A 17374-nucleotide genomic window follows, 5' to 3' on the forward strand; every position below is an offset into this window, starting at 1 on the left:
GGGTTCATGCCTTCTAGCTTAACCACAATAGTTGCAACACAGCCTTCAGCCTGTGGGATGCGATTGAGTCTCACCAGCGGCGTGCGACCGACTAATTCAGTAATATCGTTAGCAATTTTCATAAAATCAACAGCAGGTAGGGGGATCGAGCGGGGAGCGAAAAGTGCGTTCTTGGGCTTTGCCCTGTCTTGTCGCACTTATTTTGACAACTGGGCGGGTGACCCGACCAGTGGGGAACCCGTCCAAAAGTGCGCCGCAAGTGAAGCACCTTTTCAAGACAGAAGGTAAGTAAGTTAAATGATTGGCAGTCTAGTGCGGCAAAGGCGATCGAGATCTGAGCTTATCATCTCTCAATGCAGCCGAGATCGATACCTAGTCATAGATGATGAGCCACCTACCTAAAATTTTAACAATCATAGTTACCCTGAGGAGCCACTACTGGCAAATTATTAGTTACTGGCTACTAAAATCCGATCGACAGGAGATGATAGAGAATGTGCAGATGCTGGGAATAATAGATAAGACAGTTAATCTCATCGATCGGTCGGTAAGTGTCAACCTATTCAGGTGGGGACGATGCTACCGATCGGCAGACTTGGGTTGAAAATCCAAGCTACAATTGTTACTAGTTATCTAAAAATTATCGAATATTGCTGGCTTTTTGATGTTGTTAAGCATCAAATTTTAACAGCTTAGGAGTTCGATATTGTGGCTGAGATCTGAGGGCGCGCAACCGCCTGTGCGAGGGAATTAAGTCTTAATCGGGAGTCGGGGATGCTGGATGCGATCGTACACAATCTAGAACAAAGCAATCACATTGCCAGAATTAAAAAGCTGGTATTTTGTGCATGTACCAATAATTGGAGTAATGAAGCACAACAACTAAGTACGGCTAAATTCAAAAGCTACATCCAACAGTTGCGAGATCGTCATGCTTCGATCGTCGAGCTAAAGTATTTACTTTACCGGATTGTCATTAGACTCAATCACAGTACTAATTACTACACTGTTGCTAATTTCCTCTGTCAGGAAATGGAGCCGCTGTATGCTTATCCGGCGACAAGCAGTGGCGATAGTCAGGTGCGCGAGGATAATAGCACTGCTTCAGTCGGTCGATCTTCTTCGCAGATTTGGGGTAAAGAAGTAATTTTTACAGTCGAAGAGATTCAATCTGGATCGTTACTACAAGTAGATTTAACTGTTCTAGCTGCCACGGGGCAATTACTGACACAGACAGTCGTAACGTTCCCAGATTTGCCACAGATGATGTCTCAGTATCAGGAATGGCAATCTCGCTATCGACGGCTCGATCCGCAGAATCATCGCCTGATGAGTAATAAAGCAGTCAGTCTCGTCCCAGAGCGGATTAACGACTGTCTGGATGCTGGTGCAATGATCCAGGCTAGTTTCCATCAATGGTATGGTTCCCCCGGCTTCCAGACCATCCGCGAGCGGTTAGCCACCACGATCGATCCCGAAGTCGAAATCGAGACGATCGTCCGCAGCCGTTCTAAGGCACTTTTAAAACTACCCTGGAATTCGATTTGGCAACCATTACTCGATCGCTATCCGCAATCGGAAGTCAGCCTGTCGCTAATCCCGACGATCTCCGATCGCGCCGCCGCTCAAGAGCAATTAGAAATATCCGTCCTCTCGATGCTCACAAGCGCGCAAGGGATCAAACTCGATCGCTCCAAAGCATATTTAGATGCACTACCCTATACAAGATCTGAGTTTATCGTTGCACCGAGTCATAGTGATTTTGTCAACGCCATCAGCCAAAAATCTTGGAGTGCGATTTTTTTTAGCAGTTATATTTCTGGCTATCTACCCAACAATCGGATCTACATCAATCATCACGATACGATCGGGATTGCCGAATTTAAATATCGGATTCGGATCGCCGTCCAACGGGGTTTGAAACTCCTCATTCTCAACTGTGGCGAGGGCTTAGACTTAGCTGGCGAGTTAGTAGATCTGCAAATTCCTAACCTAATTGTCATGCGCGAAGCCGTGCAAGATCAAGTCGCTCAGGAATTTGTCAAACTTTTCCTCAAAGCATTTTCTAGTGGTAAATCGCTCCAACTAGCCGTTAGAGATGCCCGCGAGCGGCTTCAGGCGATCGAAAAAGTCGTACCATCGGCGAGTTGTCTGCCAACGATCTGTCAGCAAATTGCCGCCCCAGCATCGAGTTGGCAACGGCTAGCACACGTCACCCTCAACTCGACAGAATTGGCTGGAATTTCCCAAACTTGGGCCGATACCGAAGCCACCAATATGCTCGCCCAAGCCGATCTGACGATCGGACTGACGGCGATGCCCCTACCGGAGGCAATTGCTTACGATCGACTCGAACTAGTCCAGCAACTGACTGGCTATTATAGCGAGATTTACAGTCTCGCTTTTAGTAACGACGGTCAGTGGCTAGTCAGCGGGCATGGTGACATAACACATATAGACGATGCTGTCAAGGTCTGGCGACGATCCGACGGCAAGCTAATTCATAACTTACTCGGTCACAGTCATTGGGTTTATAGTGTCTTACTAACTGCCGATGCCGAAACGATCGTCAGTGGTAGTTTAGATGGGACGATTCAATGGTGGCAACTGACGACCGGGACTAAATTACCGCAGCTCCTCGATCATAAATCTGCTGTTAATGCCATCTCCCTCACCAGCGACGGTCAACGACTCGTTTCTGGCGGTAATGATGCGCTGCTCAAAATTTGGCAGCCGCAAAACGGTCTGTTAATTCATCAATGTTCGGGTCATCTGCAAAACGTCGCTTGCGTGGCGACTCACCAACAAGCGCAACTAGTCGCCAGCGGTAGCAGCGACTATACAGTCAGGTTATGGCACCTGAAAGAAGGACGGCTGCTCAAAACAATCTTAGGTCACAGCGGTCGGATTAGTGGCATTGCCATCTCATCTGACGGTACCAAAGTTATCAGTGCCAGTCACGATTGCACGATTAAAATTTGGGAAGTAGCGACTGGTAATTTAATAAATACATCGATCGGTCATACTAAACCGATCGGCTGCTTGGCACTTTCCCCCGATGGGCGGACAATTATCAGTGGTGGCGACGATCGAACGGTTAAGATCTGGAATCTGAGCGATGGTAAACTCCTACATACCATTTCTGCTCACGATCGACCGATTTTATCTGTCGCGATTAGTGCTGATAATCGCACGGTTGCGACAGGTAGTTATGGCGAGATTCAAGTCTGGCAAGTGCCGACCGAATCGAGTGACGATCGGCTAGGATGATGAGTAGATCGCTATTAATTCAACGATGCGTTTACCCCGTTCTTGGTCGATCGCGATTGCTGTAATTACCACCGCAATTCTGGCACTGTGGCTGATTAATTCCCTCTATGCTCTTTACGTCCAAGTTAGTTGGACGACACCGTGGCTGGCGACACCACTATTAATCGGCATTTTAGTCTTAATTGGCATCGCGATCGCGGCGATAATTTACTATACCGGGATTTTCCAAGGCTGGTGGGGCAAATCGCACGCTAAACAGCAGCAATTACCCACTGTTCCCGTTGAAAAAACCGCCGCTGCTACTGCAAATCTAGCGGCGATCGATCTTCAGCTCCAACAAATTCAAGATGAAGTCACCCGTCAAGCCTTACTAGCTAAATCGCGAGAAATCGCCGAAAACTTAGCGCGGGGACAAATTCGCGTCGTGGTATTCGGGACTGGTTCGGCTGGCAAAACTTCCCTAATTAACGCCATTATCGGGCGGATTGTCGGCGAAGTCGGCGCGCCGATGGGGACGACAACCAGAGGGGAAACGTATACGCTCGAATTAAAAGGCTTAGATCGTCAGATTTTACTCACCGATACCCCCGGCATTTTAGAAGCTGGCATCGCAGGTACGCAACGGGAAGCGATCGCCAGAGAGCTAGCGACATCTGCCGATCTGCTGTTATTTGTCGTAGATAACGACCTGCGATCGTCCGAATATATCCCCCTGATGGGATTGGCTCAAATCGGCAAACGATCGCTGCTAATTTTCAACAAAACCGACTTATATCCACCCGCCGATCGCGAAAAAATTATTGCCCAGCTTCAAAACCGCGTCCAGAGCGAGATCGACCACCAAGATGTCATCGCGATCGCCGCTAACCCCCAATCAGTCCGATTAGAATCAGGCGAAATCTTTACTCCCGACCCCGATATATTTCCCCTCATCCGCCGTCTAGCCGCCGTTCTCAGAGCCGAAGGCGAAGAATTGGTCGCAGATAACATTTTACTGCAATCCCAGCGGTTAGGAGCTGAAGCAAGGCAGCTTATCGACGAACAACGTCGCCGTCAAGCCGATCGAATCGTGAATCGATTTCAATGGATCGGTGCGGGAGTTGTCACCATTACCCCATTACCAGTAGTCGATTTTCTGGCAACCGCCGCAATTAATACTCAGATGATTATCGAGATCGGCAAGATTTATGGCTGCGATTTAAATAAAGATGCAGCTCAAGAATTAGCTCTCTCGCTCGGTAAAACCCTGACGAGTTTGGGCATCGTCAAAGGTGCGATTCAACTATTATCTGCGGCTCTCACGATTAATGTCACTACCTACGCGCTAGGGAAAGGCATTCAAGGTATTACCGCCGCCTATTTAACCCGAATTGCCGGACGCAGTTTTATCGAATACTTCCGCCAAGATCGATCGTGGGGTGATGGCGGGATGGCGGAAGCCGTGCAGCAACAGTTTCAATTAAATCGCAAGGAAGACTTTATCAAAGCTTTCATCGGGCAAGCGATCGCGGCTGGTGCTGTCAAATTAACTGAAATTAGCAATACCGAAAAATAGGCGTTGCTAGATCGGGAAGTAGAAAGTAGGGTGTGTTATCCCGTAGGGTAAGGCACCGTCTGGGTTCGCGTTGCATCACAAGCGGCGATTTCAATCGCTGGAGTGTCCTGCCGGATATACTCAATCGCGACAATCAGTGCTGCTAACATCACCTCATAACTAGCATCGGGATCGCGATTTATCGTCATCAGTTCGGATCGTTCGCGAGTAATAAAGCCAAAAATCGCCGCATTTACCATCCGCATTGTATCCACGATCGCGTCTCGATTTAAGGTCGAAAGCTGCATTGCTGCTTGAAATAAACCTAGCGAGTGTTGGATGATTTCCGCTTCTTCCGCATCGCTAGGACGCAATTGATATTCCATCATCACTTGATATCGAGCTGGATAAGCTTTTGCAAAGTTGCGGGTAGCTCTGGCACTAAGCAGAAATAAGGGCTTGAATTCTGTCACTCCAGCAGTTTGGCATTGACAATCGGCAAGATAGTCGCGCCAAATTGTCAACGCCACAGCGCGACGCAATCCGGTATTTCCGTCTAAATGCTTGTAAATAGCTGGTGGTTTGATTCCTAGCTCTCGCGCTACGCGATTGACACCTAAAGCAGATTCACCTTCTCGATCGAGACACGCGATCGCTGCATCGACAACATCGCGCGAGGTGAGCGATTTTTCCTTAGTTGGACGACCCATTTTTTTAGTAAGGAGTAAGAAGTAAGAAGTAAGAAGTAGTGAAAATCCACTCCCAGGAGGGGTGCCCGTAGGGCTACTGGTCGGGTGACCCGACCAGTGGGGTGGGTAGATCTTCGCTAAAGCCTAAAACTGCTGTAAACTAATAAGTTAATATAGTTAACTAAAAACAAAAAGATGAATGACCTGACATTTGCATCTGCTAGCGAACTCGCTCAGGCGATTCGAGATCGTCGAGTTTCAGCGGTAGAAGTTTTGGATGCTTATCTGGCGCAAATAGCTAAACATAACTCCAATTTAAATGCTATTTGCACGTTAGATGAAGAAAATGCTCGTTTTCAAGCTAATCGAGCCGATGAGGCGTTATTTCGGGGTGAAAATTGGGGTGCGTTACATGGAGTACCGATTACCATTAAAGACGTGTTGGCAACGGCTGGATTACGAACGACAGCCGGATCGCTGTCGCTGACTAATTATATTCCGCAACAAGATGCAACAGCGGTAAGTCGGCTGAAATCGGCAGGTGCGATCGTAATTGGCAAAACAAATGTCGGCGATTTAGCAGGTGGATATCAGGGACTCAATGACGTTTTCGATCGCGTTAATAATCCCTGGAATCTAGACTACACACCTGGGGGCACTTCTAGTGGTGGTGCAGCCGCGATCTCAGCGGGATTTGCAGCTCTAGATCTATGTTCCGATGTGGGTGGATCGATCCGTCAACCCGCCCATTTTTGTGGTATTTACGGCTTCAAGCCAACCGATCGACGGGTACCCACCACCGGACATATTCCAGAGGTTCCAGGCGCACCGAAATCGCTGCGTCAGATGCTGACAGTTGGCTCTCTCGCACGCTCGATTGCCGATCTGCGCCTGTGTCTACAAATTACTGCTGGTGCCGATCCCGCGCAGCCAGATCTGCCACCCATGCCCATAGATCGACCCACAGATCGGCAACTTGAGACGCTCCGGATTGCTTGGGCGGAGGAATGGTCGATCTATCCAGTTGCTAGCGATCTAAAATCGGCAATGCGATCGGTTGCTACCAAACTCATCGATGCTGGAATTACGGTCGATCGATGGGTACCAGACTTTGATTTTGCCGCAGCTTGGCGAACTTACTATCAGCTCATAGCATACAATCTCGTCCATGCCCAATCGTTGACACTCGGAGATCTTCGCAAAAATTTAGCATTTCTCTGGCGGGACGGAATTCAAGGCGATCGAGAATTTCGGAAACTGGGCAACATTGCGGGAATCGGCTTGCCAATCTCCTTGAATCCAACTCTTAAAGGCTATTTTCAAACCCTGACAGCACGCGATCGCTTCACCACGCAAATGGATGGAGAATTAGATCGATGGGATGTCTGGCTGTGCCCAGTTGCCATGACACCAGCATTCGCCCATTGCCGACGTGGCGCGGCAATTCGAGTCGATAACTACAACGTACCATATTCGCTAGCTTCCGGTGCTTATGTGGTGCCCTTCAATCTGACTGGACATCCATCTGTAGTTATCCCGATCGGGCAAACTCAATCGGGGTTACCGATCGGAATGCAGATTATCGGCAAACGGTGGCAGGACATAGAGTTACTTTCGATCGCCCAATTAATCGACAATATCGTCGGCGATTTTCGCCAGCCATCGGGCTATAAATAAGGCGACGAAGATTCTCTATTCCCTACTTGTGTTGTTGGCGTTGGCACAGCCTCGCCCTTGGCGATACGAAGCCTTAGCGTTGGCGTAGCCTGCCGTAGGCACAGCGTCTCCCCAAGGAGAAGCATTCCCTCTCACCTCACGCTGCGATCGGTTCGTATTCGACTTGTGTTTGAGCGTATTGTCCCATCGGTTGATATTCTGGTACCAAGTTGTGGAGTGCAGCTACGCACTCAGTGACATCGCATTCAGCCGCTGAGTCGAGTAAATTGGTGAGCTGGGGTGAAAGGTCTTTCCACGCTAATTTAGCCTCACGAGCGCAGAAAATCTTGGGGTGTCCGGTGGGCAAAGCGGCGTTACAGTCAATTAGTAGCTCTTCGTAGATTTTCTCGCCGGGACGCAAACCAGTCACCTCGATTTTGACATCTTTGAGCGGCTCTAGACCGTGTAAGCGAATCATTTGGGTAGCTAAATCGTAAATTTTGACTGGTTCGCCCATATCAAGTAAAAATACTTCGCCCCCTTTAGCCATCGCACCAGCTTGAATTACTAGCGTCGCAGCTTCAGGGATGGTCATAAAATACCGTGTGATGTCTGTATGCGTTAAGGTAATCGACTTACCTGCGGCGATCTGAGCGCGGAAGCGAGGGACGACAGAACCGCTACTACCCAAAACGTTACCAAATCGTACCATTGTAAAGCAGGTGCCGTGGTTGGGCAAATCGGCTAATCCTTGGAGTACCAATTCGGCAACGCGCTTGGTAGCACCCATAATATTGGTCGGGCGGACGGCTTTATCGGTAGAAATCAGCACAAATTTTGGCACGCCACAAGCGATCGCGCATTTAGCGGCGATCAAGGTACCATTAATATTGTTAATGATGCCCGAAACCGGATTGGCTTCGACGATCGGAACGTGTTTGTAAGCAGCGGCATGATAGATCGTGTCTACGCTATATTTCTCTAGTACTTGGGTTAAAGTTTGAGCATCGGTGACCGAACCCAAACAAGCAACTTTATGCAGATGAGGATAATTTTCGCCTAACTCTAGATCCATTTGGTAGAGCGCAAATTCATGCAACTCATAAATTATCAGCATTTTGGGTTGCTGTTTGGCAATTTGCCGACAGAGTTCCGAACCGATCGAACCACCGCCACCAGTGACTAGTACGACTCGATCGATAATATCGTGCTGGAGTAGTTCGGGATGAGCGGCAATTGGTTTACGCCCTAATAAATCTTCAATATCGAGTTCGCGGACTTTGTTAACCGAGACATGACCGCTGAGAATCTCGGTAATGCTGGGTACGGTTTTGACAGATACGCCCAGTACTTGCAGTTTCTGTAAAATATCGCGTTTGCGATGCCCTTCGATCGAGGGCATTGCCAAGAGAATTTCTTCAAATCCGACGGTGGCTTTTAATTTCAGCAATTCGGCGGGAGTGTATACTCTCAACCCTTGAACGTTGCGACCTTGTAGGTAGGGATTATCGTCTACAAACCCGATTGCTCGTTTGCCATGTTCGCCAGCGAGAGCTTGGGCGAGGATACAACCAGCACTCCCAGCTCCGTAAATAACGACACCACTGACATCATGACATGGGTAATTAATCTGCCGCACTCTCCCTAATGTCAACCTTACGCACAATCTAAATGCGATCGACAAAATTAGTGCCAACATCCCATTCACGAGCGGGATCGCAATTGGAATTACGGGATTTACAAATAAGCCCGAAAGTGCGATCGTCGCGATCGTACTAGCACATACCGCTTTGGCGATCGACAAGATAAATCCACCGTCAATGTATCGTAATACCTGTTGATAAATCCCAAAATACCAAAAGAATCCAATCTCGATCCCGATCTGGGCGATCGTAAAATCACCTAAGCGCAGCATTTCCTCAGGAACGATATCGAATCCGTACTCGCAGCCGATTGCCGCCACAATCGAGAGCAGGAACAAACAGATATCGATCGCCGTCAGGATCGTATACTTCTGATGATTGGAAAGCGCGTTAACAAGTTTTTCAAGAGTCGCTGCGGTAGCTTCAATACTCAACAAAGATCGGCTTTTAGTGGACATGGTATTATGACACAATCGACGGGTTTTAACAAGTTGAAATCAAGGGTAGATTAAATCTAAAACTTGGTTTTTGACCTTTGCTAATCCGATGGCAATTAGCATTGTCTTTTGGTGTAAGCGGTTGGGATGCGATCGCATTGACGCAATCGAAACTGAGCATTTTTGGTAACTAAAAATGCTAAAAAACAGTTTTTACGAGCTTTGTCGATACATCTAAAGTATATTTTTTTCTTGTAAATGTACTCAGCCAAATCTCTGAACTTGGCAGACAGAGGCTCAAAGCAACCGATTGACAGTCTGGATGTTTAAATATTCGATCGACATATGCATGAATTCAACCGATGGATAAAACCATCCGACCCCACTCTCGATTGTTGTGTAAACTTATAATAAATAATCAGCTTCTCTCGATTTGGAAAATTGCACTAAAATGTTAGGTGATAACTTTTTCGATGAGGAGTGCATTACGGAAACCCATGAACAAAAACAGCCAAAAATCACAGATCGAACGCGCTCAGATCGGACGAATTGCATCATTATTGCTAGGTTCGGTCTTTACAGGTGTAATGGTAGCAATCTCTCCAGCAGTAGCAGCACCCGTAGCACCAAATAATAATTCGTTAAATAAAGTTGCTGCTACTGCGCCGCTAGCCAATACGATTAAAGCAACTACAACTGCGCCTACTGCAATTCCAGCAACGAACCAAATTGCACAAGCTAGCGATGTCGCTGGCAACTGGGCAGAACCTTTTATTAAAGTTTTAGTCGAAAAAGACATCATCAAAGGTTACCCAGATGGTACCTTCCGACCCGACCAACCCATCACGCGGGCTGAATTTGCCGCTTTACTAAATAAAGCCTTCGACCTCCAACCCATTCGGGCTGGACGCAAATTTAAAGATGTTCCCTCCAAATATTGGGCGGCTGGGGTCATTCAAAAAGCTTACCGGAGTGGCTTTTTGGCTGGATATCCTGGCAGCTTCGGCCCCAAACAAAACCTCCTCAGAATTCAAGGTTTAGTTTCGTTAGTCAATGGTAGCAAACTGACACCTACTGGTGACTTAGACCTCAATGGTGTCTTTGGCGACGCAGCTCAAGTACCCAGCTACGGTCAAAATGCATTGGTAGCAGCAACTCAAAAATGTGTCGCTGTTAGTGTCGATTACGATAGCTCGAAGTTACCTGGTGGTAACTTTGGCCCCAATACCGTTGCAACTCGCGCGGATGTAGCTGCATACATCCACCAAGTCTTAGTTGGCGCAGGCAGGCTGACCGCCCTAGAGCAATCTAGCCCTGCTAACAAATACATTGCATCTTGTCCTCAAGGTGTATACGTAACTAGCATCACTGGTACTCCCGCAGCAGCGACACCAGTTACCGCCGATGAAGCGATCGCTAAATTAAGCATTCCCGGTCAAGTCCCAGAAATCGCTAGCAGCGGTGGCGTAGGTACTTTCCCCGTTGGCGGTTTGGGTACTCCCACAGCTTTTGGTGCTAACACTGGCTTCTTCGTCGGTGCGGGCTATCAAAACCAAACTCGCCCAATTATCTATACACCACCTAACGTTAATCCTGGAACAGCCAAAGGTCAAGAAACCTATGCTTATTCCGTCGGTTTTGGCTTGGGCAATTCCCGCGACTTCTTGGGCTTAGAAACTGTAGCTACTACCTACAACCGCACCAATGCTGGTTCGTTTGATAACGGTGGTGTAAGTTTCAAACTCCACAAACTACTCGGCGACAACTTGGCGATCGCTGGTGGTTACGAAAATGCCATCACCTTTGGTAATAACGCTGGATTTAATCCAGTCAATCCTGATGGCGGTGTTAATGGAGGTCGGACTGGTTATGGTGTTGCCAGCGTAATCCTCAACCCCGATCCCAATCAGGGCTTCTTTAGCAATACGACCCTCTCTGTTGGTGCTGGTGCTGGTCGCTTCCGGAATGTAGGCGATATCCGTGCTGGGCGCGATACAATTAACGTCTTTGGTAGCATCGGTACCAAGTTATTCTCTAATGTCTCGTTAGTTGCTGACTGGAACGGTCAAGATTTAGGCGTTGGTTTACCCATCTCCATTCCGTTTGGTGGTGGTACTTCCTTCCAAATTACCCCAGCACTAGTCGATCTAGTAAATCCTGAAACTGGTGGTTCTCGCTTTACGGTTAGCGGTGGTTTAGGTTTTAGTTTCTAATCGTTGCTAGTTCTGTTGGTTTCCCGATCGAAAGTTAACGAGCGATCCTCAAACTTTCGATCGGCATTATTCATTCTTTTCTTTACGATCGTCAACATGAAAATCTCTTCTTATTTATTAGGCATGGGTGTTGTTGCTACCCTAGCAGCAGTCAATCTCGCTCCAGCGCAAGCCCAAATCGGTAACGGTTCCGACAACGGCAACACCTTTACTTCAATTACCAACACTGGTGGTGGCGGGATTGTTGGCGGCGGTCAGCCATCTTATGCATCTGCAAGTCAAAGTGCGGTCGATCAGTTTTCCCAATCGCTGACTGCTAACAGCGTTGGCGATGCCGCGACTTTTGATGTCATCAACGGTGCCGCACCCGCACCATTAGTTGCCGCACTATTACCGACTGGCGTAGCTGCTGATGGCGCGACAGGTAAAGCCGCAGCTAATCTGGCCTCTAACGTCCAAGGAATGCGATCGGGCAATGGTAACATTAGTGCGACCAAGCTGAACGCCTCAGTTGGCGCGTACAATGAATACGTCAAAGCTTTAGTCGGCGAACTCGGCCCAGAAAAAGCGATTAGCGATGCACCAGCCGGACAAAAAGCCTTACAAGGCGTATTGGGTCAAATGATTCAAATTGCCAACCAATCGGCTCCAGCACCTAGCGCGCCTGCGGCACCTGCACCTAGCGCACCAACAACCCCAGAACCAACAACTCCTTCTACACCTAGTACTCCTTCTACACCTAGTACTCCACCCGCACCTAGCACTCCACCCGCACCAGTAGATCCTTCTGGTGGTACCACGCCTAGTACTCCCCCTACTCCAAGATAGGAATTAGCACGAAATTATTTACAAGTTAACTAACTTCGCACACAGCAGGAGTGGGGAAAATATTTCCCCACTCCTGTTGTTGTAAATATCGATCGAAAATTAGGCATCGATCGCCATCTGGCAAGTTTAAATACAAGTACTAGTTATATTCCCAAAAAGATCTCTAAATAAAATTGTGATGTTATTGCTATTTAGCAATTAACATCGATAAAGAAAATCAATTGCGTATATAAATACAGATAAGAATATCATCAGTAGTGCGATAATAGATTAGCCGTAGCTTTTCCGGTGAGGAGTGCGCCATAAAAACCATGAACCAGCACGATCGAAAACCCCGTCCCGCTCGCATTCAGCTAGATCGCTTCGCTTTCTTACTCATTGGCTCGGTTTCCACTAGTGTAGTTATTAGTACCGGATCTGGATTGGCCGCACCAACAGATCCCGATCGCGGTAATTCATTACCTAAATTAGCAGTATCTGGTTCTTTAGCAGAAGCTATCGCCGGAACTGCCAATCCACCCGTACTAGCAAATCGACCTGCCAAAAAAGTCGCTCAGGCTAGTGATATCGCAGGTAATTGGGCAGAACCGTTTATTCGATCTCTAGTCGCAAAAGATATCATTAAAGGCTACCCCGATGGTACTTTTAAACCCGATCGACCCGTTACCAGAGCTGAGTTTGCAGCTTTATTAAATAGAGCCTTCGAGCTTCAATCCGTCCGCTCTCCAGCGAAATTCAAAGATGTTACAGCTCGATATTGGGCGCGTACCGTCATTCAAAAAGCTTACCAGAGTGGTTTTTTAGCTGGATATCCCGACGCTACTTTTAAACCCGATCGTCAAATTAACCGGATCGAGAGTATTGTCGCCCTGACTAATGGGAATAAATTCGCTCCCAGCGGTAACTTAGATCTCAATAGCGTCTATGGCGATGCCCAGCAAGTCCCCAGCTACGGTCAAAATGCTCTGATTGCTGCCACTCAAAAATGTATCGCTGTCAGTGCCGAATACGATAATTCCAAGCTCCCTGGGGGCAACTTTGGCGCAGAGACAGTAGCGACTCGCGCCGATGTGGCGGCTTACATCCACCAAGTTTTAGTCAGTGCGGGTAAGTTAGCTGCGCTAGATAAGTCTAGTCCTGCCAATAAATACATCGTCGCTTGTCCTCAAGGCGTATATGCGACCGCTGTTTCTGACGTTACGCCCAGAGTTGCCGCACTAAGTAAAGACGAAGCGATCTCTAAACTTAGTGTTGTCGATCGATTGCCAGATCTCAGAGCGACTAATACCAATATTTACCCAGTCGGCGGTTTGACCACTCCCAATGCCTTTGGGTTGAGTTGGGGTAACGTTTTTGTTGGTAGCTCCTACCAAGCATCGACGCGGGCGGCGTTGTATCTCAATCCGCCCAATCAAGGACAGGATCGAAAAGATGGTGCTGCCTATCTGGGGTTTGGGTTGGGCGATGCGCGTAACTTCCTGGGGTTGGAAACAGTTGCGACTTCTTACAGCACCATTTTTAGTGGTTTCCTCAAAAATAGTAGTCTCAGCTTCAAGTTGCACAAGCAGTTTGGCGATAATTTTGCGATCGCAGGTGGCTATGAAAATGCCGTACTTTTGAGTAAAAACTTAGATGGCGGTCAGACGGGCTACGGTGTTGCCAGCTATATCGTCAATCCCGATCCAAATGTCGGCTTTTTTAGTAATACGACGATATCCGTCGGCGGTGGCGCGGGACGATTCCGCAGCGTCGGCGATATTCGTAATGGTAAAAATAGTTATGGCGTATTTGGAAGTCTGGGTACGCGGCTATCGCCGAATTTCTCGCTAGTTGCTGACTGGAACGGCCAAGATTTGAATTTGGGTTTACCAATTACGGTGTACTTAAATGACAGTGCCACGATTCAATTGGTACCATCGATCGTCGATTTGGTCAATAAAGAAACTGGTGGTTCGCGGTTTACGCTTAACGCGGGTTTGGGTTTCCGGTTCTAAAATTACACCCAGTATTCGACTTTAGAAGATTTTAACTATGAAACTGTTAACTTATGCAATCGGGATGGGAATGGCGACGATCGCGATTCTCTCTAATAGTACCGCTGGATTAGCTCAAATTGCTGGGGGTAACGATAACGGTAGTGGTAAAGAAGCGATTTCTGCCCCGCTAGCGGGCAATCGTCAGACCGTTTACGCGCCCCAGAGTCAAACTGCTGTCGATCGGTTTTCTCAAGCCTTAACAGCCAATAGCATTGGCGATCCGGCGACATTTGATGTCATCAATGGTGGTTCGCCAGCACCTTTAGTTGCTGCCTTGTTACCAACTGGGGTGGCTACCGATGGCGCGACGGGGAAAGCGGCGGCTAATCTGGCGACAACCATCCAAGGATTACGGGCTGGCAATGGTAATATAGATGCTGTCAAGCTCAATGCCTCTGTTGTTGCCTACAATGAATATGTCAAAGCTCTAGTCGGCGAACTCGGTGCTGATAAAGCCGTCAACGGTGCGCCCGCCGGACAAAAATCCGTACAAGGTTTATTGACTCAATTGATTCGGGTTGCCAACCAAGCAGCAGCGAAATAACTCAAGTTACTTTGCTTGTGGATGAATGGGTGTGGGAAGTGTGGGAGGATAGGGAAGGGTGGGAGGAACGGCGTTCCGATACTCTCCGCACCCCCCACACTCCCCTCTCCGCAGGGTGTTTTCATACACCAGAAGAAAAATCTCTCAGTCCACTTCAGTGGACTTTTGCCATTAGCCCGCACTTCAGTCGCGGGCGGTTGAGAGCGAAGCAAATAGATTAATGCATTTTTATTTCCTTGTATGAAACCACCCTGCCCACACTCCCCTCTCCGAACTCCGAACTCCCATCTCCCATCTCCCTCCCCACACCCCCCACATGGCAATCGCGATCGACTTTGGGACTAGCAATACCGTCATCAGCCGTTGGAATGCAGCGACACAAACCGCTGAAACGGTTACCTTACCTGGACTATCTCTCGTTGGCGGCATGAATCCACCGTTGATTCCCAGCTTGGTATATGTCGAGGATGGGAGTAACGAGCGAGTCTTACTAGGTCAAATGGTACGAGATCGAGGGTTAGATCTCCAGAGTGACAATCGTTATTTTCGGGGGTTTAAGCGCGGCATCGGTGCAGAGATTCAGGGCTTTTTACCGGAATTAGATGGTGTATCGATGACATTCGAGCGGGTGGGCGAGCTATTCCTCACTGGAATAATCAAACAGTTGCAACAGTCGCTCCCCGATGTCGGCGAGTCGTTAGTATTGACGGTACCCGTCGATAGTTTTGAAGTGTATCGTAACTGGTTGAGCGGGATCTGTGGAACGCTTCCAGTCGAGCGAATTCGGCTGATAGACGAACCAACGGCGGCGGCGTTGGGATATGGCATGACTGAGGCTGGGACGCTGTTAGTAGTCGATTTTGGTGGCGGTACGCTAGATTTATCGCTGGTGCAATTAACCAAGCAAGTTCAGCAGGGTATAAAGCCGCTCGGTTTCTTATTAAAGTGGGGAGATAAATCACTCGAAGCTGCTACCCAGCAGCCGCAGTTAGCAAGAGTAATTGCCAAAGCGGGGCAAAATTTGGGCGGAACGGATATCGATAACTGGGTAGCGCAAGAGTTGGCGCAAGAGCAGGGGCTAACCGCAACGCCATTAATTACCAGGCTGGCGGAGAAGTTGAAAATTCAGCTATCTTTACAACCTCAAGCAACCGAAGTATATTTCGACGATCGCACTTTCGATAGTTATGAGTTTAAGCTGAGTCGCGATGGGTTCGAGCAAATTTTAAGATCTCATCAATTTTTCGACAGGTTAGATGAATCGATGATGCAAGTACTCCAACAAGCCAGACGACAAGGAATCGAAACTACCGATATCGATGGCGTGCTATTAGTCGGCGGTACGGTGCAAATTCCCGCCGTCCAAACTTGGGTGCGTCAGTATTTCGATGAAAGTAAACTGCGCCAATCGAAACCATTTGAAGCGATCGCCCACGGTGCTTTACAATTACTCCAAGGTATTGAAGTTCAAGATTTTCTCTATCACAGTTATGGCGTGCGCTATTGGGATAAACGTCGCAACGCTCACAATTGGCATCCGATTATTCAATCTGGGCAAGCTTATCCAATGTCGGCACCTGTCGAATTAACCCTCGGAGCATCGCGCGAAAATCAGCCCAGTATCGAATTAGTTATCGGCGAATTGGGTGCCACAACTGGCGGAACTGAAGTTTATTTCGATGGAGATCGCTTAATTACCCGCTGTCTGACGGGTGGGGTAAAAGATGTTAAAACTTTAAACGATCGCGATGGCGGTCGCAGTATTGCCAAACTAGAGCCAGCCGGATATCCTGGTGTCGATCGCGTGAAGGTATCATTTAATGTCGATCGCGATCGACAGTTACGTATTACCGTTGAAGATTTACTTACCAATAGCACTTTATTAGCAGATGGCATCGTCGCTCAATTGAGTTGAGTTGAGGAGTATTTTACAGCGGCGATGCAGCAATAACAATTTCGGCACAAGCACGCGCATCAGAAAGAGCTTGATGGTGATTGAGGGTAATGTTTAGATGGCGGCAGACATCGGGAAGTTTTGTAGGATGCAGGTTCCAGCGTTGGCGCGCCAATGCTACCGTACAAATAAATTTTTGTTTGGGATGGGGAATTTGGTATAAATCGCAGCAGGCATAAAGTACCCGCCGATCGAAACTAGCATTGTGAGCGACTAGCGCATCGGCAGTTTCGATTCTAGTAGCAATTTTAGTCCAGACTTGTCTAAAGGTGGGAGCTTGAGCCACATCAGCCCACAAAATGCCATGAATGTGACTGAATTCAAAGCGATATGAAGGAGGACGAATTAGGAAAATTTCTTCGTGGGTAATAACTTCATTTTCGATTTGGACGATACCTAAAGCGCAAGCACTATTAGGATCTCGATTGGCAGTTTCAAAATCGATCGCGACTAATTTCATCGGGTTTTGGCGATTGAGTTTACAATCTTATAGCAATGTGAATAGTGAATAGGATACTCGATCGTTAATGATTTAGAGATATCTAAAAATAGTGCTGAGTCGAATAAAAT

General features: G+C 47.9%; 12 protein-coding genes and 1 pseudogene. 9 read left to right on the forward strand and 4 right to left on the reverse strand.

Going from position 1 to position 17374, the window contains the following annotated elements; translation table 11 throughout:
* A pseudogene (locus tag RMO79_RS14090) lies at positions 1-122 on the reverse strand (cysteine synthase A); the annotation flags it as partial.
* A 652-nt stretch (positions 123-774) separates the two neighbouring features.
* On the opposite strand from RMO79_RS14090, the gene RMO79_RS14095 reads away from it, so the two are divergent.
* Both RMO79_RS14095 and RMO79_RS14100 read left to right on the forward strand, forming a co-directional pair.
* The gene (locus tag RMO79_RS14095) at positions 775-3270 is read left to right on the forward strand and encodes a WD40 repeat domain-containing protein (RefSeq protein ID WP_310483796.1); all 2496 of its coding nucleotides are present in this window, start codon (positions 775-777) and stop codon (positions 3268-3270) included.
* 25 nt (positions 3271-3295) lie between these two features.
* Positions 3296-4825, forward strand: a complete 1530-nt coding sequence (locus RMO79_RS14100; protein WP_310483797.1) for a GTP-binding protein — start codon at positions 3296-3298, stop codon at positions 4823-4825.
* A 35-nt stretch (positions 4826-4860) separates the two neighbouring features.
* Here the strand turns inward: RMO79_RS14100 and RMO79_RS14105 are convergent, their stop codons facing one another.
* Positions 4861-5514 carry a WHG domain-containing protein gene (locus tag RMO79_RS14105; protein WP_310483798.1) on the reverse strand — a complete coding sequence of 218 codons (654 nt, stop codon included), beginning with the start codon at positions 5512-5514 and terminating at the stop codon, positions 4861-4863.
* Between the two features lie 174 nt (positions 5515-5688).
* Here RMO79_RS14105 and RMO79_RS14110 point away from each other — a divergent pair, with 174 nt between their 5' ends.
* Positions 5689-7170, forward strand: coding sequence for an amidase (locus tag RMO79_RS14110; protein ID WP_310483799.1), 1482 nt, complete (start codon positions 5689-5691; stop codon positions 7168-7170).
* A gap of 136 nt (positions 7171-7306) precedes the next feature.
* On the opposite strand, the gene RMO79_RS14115 is transcribed toward RMO79_RS14110, so the two are convergent.
* On the reverse strand, positions 7307-9250 hold the full coding sequence (locus RMO79_RS14115; protein ID WP_310483800.1) for a nucleoside-diphosphate sugar epimerase/dehydratase: 1944 nt from the start codon (positions 9248-9250) through the stop codon (positions 7307-7309).
* Between the two features lie 476 nt (positions 9251-9726).
* Here RMO79_RS14115 and RMO79_RS14120 point away from each other — a divergent pair, with 476 nt between their 5' ends.
* From RMO79_RS14120 to RMO79_RS14145, 6 genes are all read left to right on the forward strand, one after another.
* Entirely contained in the window at positions 9727-11442 is a 1716-nt protein-coding gene (locus RMO79_RS14120) for an S-layer homology domain-containing protein (protein WP_310483801.1), read from the forward strand.
* Positions 11443-11538: 96 nt separating this feature from the next.
* A complete protein-coding gene (locus RMO79_RS14125) occupies positions 11539-12270 on the forward strand; it encodes a hypothetical protein (protein WP_310483802.1) in 732 nt (243 codons plus the stop codon).
* A 311-nt stretch (positions 12271-12581) separates the two neighbouring features.
* A complete protein-coding gene (locus RMO79_RS14130) occupies positions 12582-14264 on the forward strand; it encodes an S-layer homology domain-containing protein (RefSeq protein ID WP_310483803.1) in 1683 nt (560 codons plus the stop codon).
* Positions 14265-14301: 37 nt separating this feature from the next.
* On the forward strand, positions 14302-14850 hold the full coding sequence (locus RMO79_RS14135) for a hypothetical protein (protein ID WP_310483804.1): 549 nt from the start codon (positions 14302-14304) through the stop codon (positions 14848-14850).
* A gap of 17 nt (positions 14851-14867) precedes the next feature.
* Positions 14868-15071: a hypothetical protein gene (locus RMO79_RS14140; protein WP_310483805.1), complete on the forward strand. Its 204-nt coding sequence runs from the start codon at positions 14868-14870 to the stop codon at positions 15069-15071.
* Between the two features lie 95 nt (positions 15072-15166).
* Complete coding sequence (locus RMO79_RS14145) at positions 15167-16765, forward strand: Hsp70 family protein (protein WP_310483806.1); 1599 nt, start codon at positions 15167-15169, stop codon at positions 16763-16765.
* A gap of 13 nt (positions 16766-16778) precedes the next feature.
* Here RMO79_RS14145 and RMO79_RS14150 read toward each other — a convergent pair whose 3' ends face one another.
* Positions 16779-17264: a 3'-5' exonuclease gene (locus tag RMO79_RS14150; RefSeq protein WP_310483807.1), complete on the reverse strand. Its 486-nt coding sequence runs from the start codon at positions 17262-17264 to the stop codon at positions 16779-16781.
* Positions 17265-17374 lie beyond the last annotated feature (110 nt).

The organism is Chamaesiphon sp. VAR_48_metabat_403, from assembly GCF_031422475.1.
GTDB lineage: Bacteria > Cyanobacteriota > Cyanobacteriia > Cyanobacteriales > Chamaesiphonaceae > Chamaesiphon.

Bases quoted from the DNA above. Each gene is read 5' to 3' on its own strand.
- RMO79_RS14095 (WP_310483796.1), top strand. From the start codon at position 775: ATGCTGGATGCGATCGTACACAATCTAGAACAAAGCAATCACATTGCC.
- RMO79_RS14100 (WP_310483797.1), top strand. From the start codon at position 3,296: ATGCGTTTACCCCGTTCTTGGTCGATCGCGATTGCTGTAATTACCACC.
- RMO79_RS14105 (WP_310483798.1), bottom strand. From the start codon at position 5,514: ATGGGTCGTCCAACTAAGGAAAAATCGCTCACCTCGCGCGATGTTGTC.
- RMO79_RS14110 (WP_310483799.1), top strand. From the start codon at position 5,689: ATGAATGACCTGACATTTGCATCTGCTAGCGAACTCGCTCAGGCGATT.
- RMO79_RS14115 (WP_310483800.1), bottom strand. From the start codon at position 9,250: ATGTCCACTAAAAGCCGATCTTTGTTGAGTATTGAAGCTACCGCAGCG.
- RMO79_RS14120 (WP_310483801.1), top strand. From the start codon at position 9,727: ATGAACAAAAACAGCCAAAAATCACAGATCGAACGCGCTCAGATCGGA.
- RMO79_RS14125 (WP_310483802.1), top strand. From the start codon at position 11,539: ATGAAAATCTCTTCTTATTTATTAGGCATGGGTGTTGTTGCTACCCTA.
- RMO79_RS14130 (WP_310483803.1), top strand. From the start codon at position 12,582: ATGAACCAGCACGATCGAAAACCCCGTCCCGCTCGCATTCAGCTAGAT.
- RMO79_RS14135 (WP_310483804.1), top strand. From the start codon at position 14,302: ATGAAACTGTTAACTTATGCAATCGGGATGGGAATGGCGACGATCGCG.
- RMO79_RS14145 (WP_310483806.1), top strand. From the start codon at position 15,167: ATGGCAATCGCGATCGACTTTGGGACTAGCAATACCGTCATCAGCCGT.
- RMO79_RS14150 (WP_310483807.1), bottom strand. From the start codon at position 17,264: ATGAAATTAGTCGCGATCGATTTTGAAACTGCCAATCGAGATCCTAAT.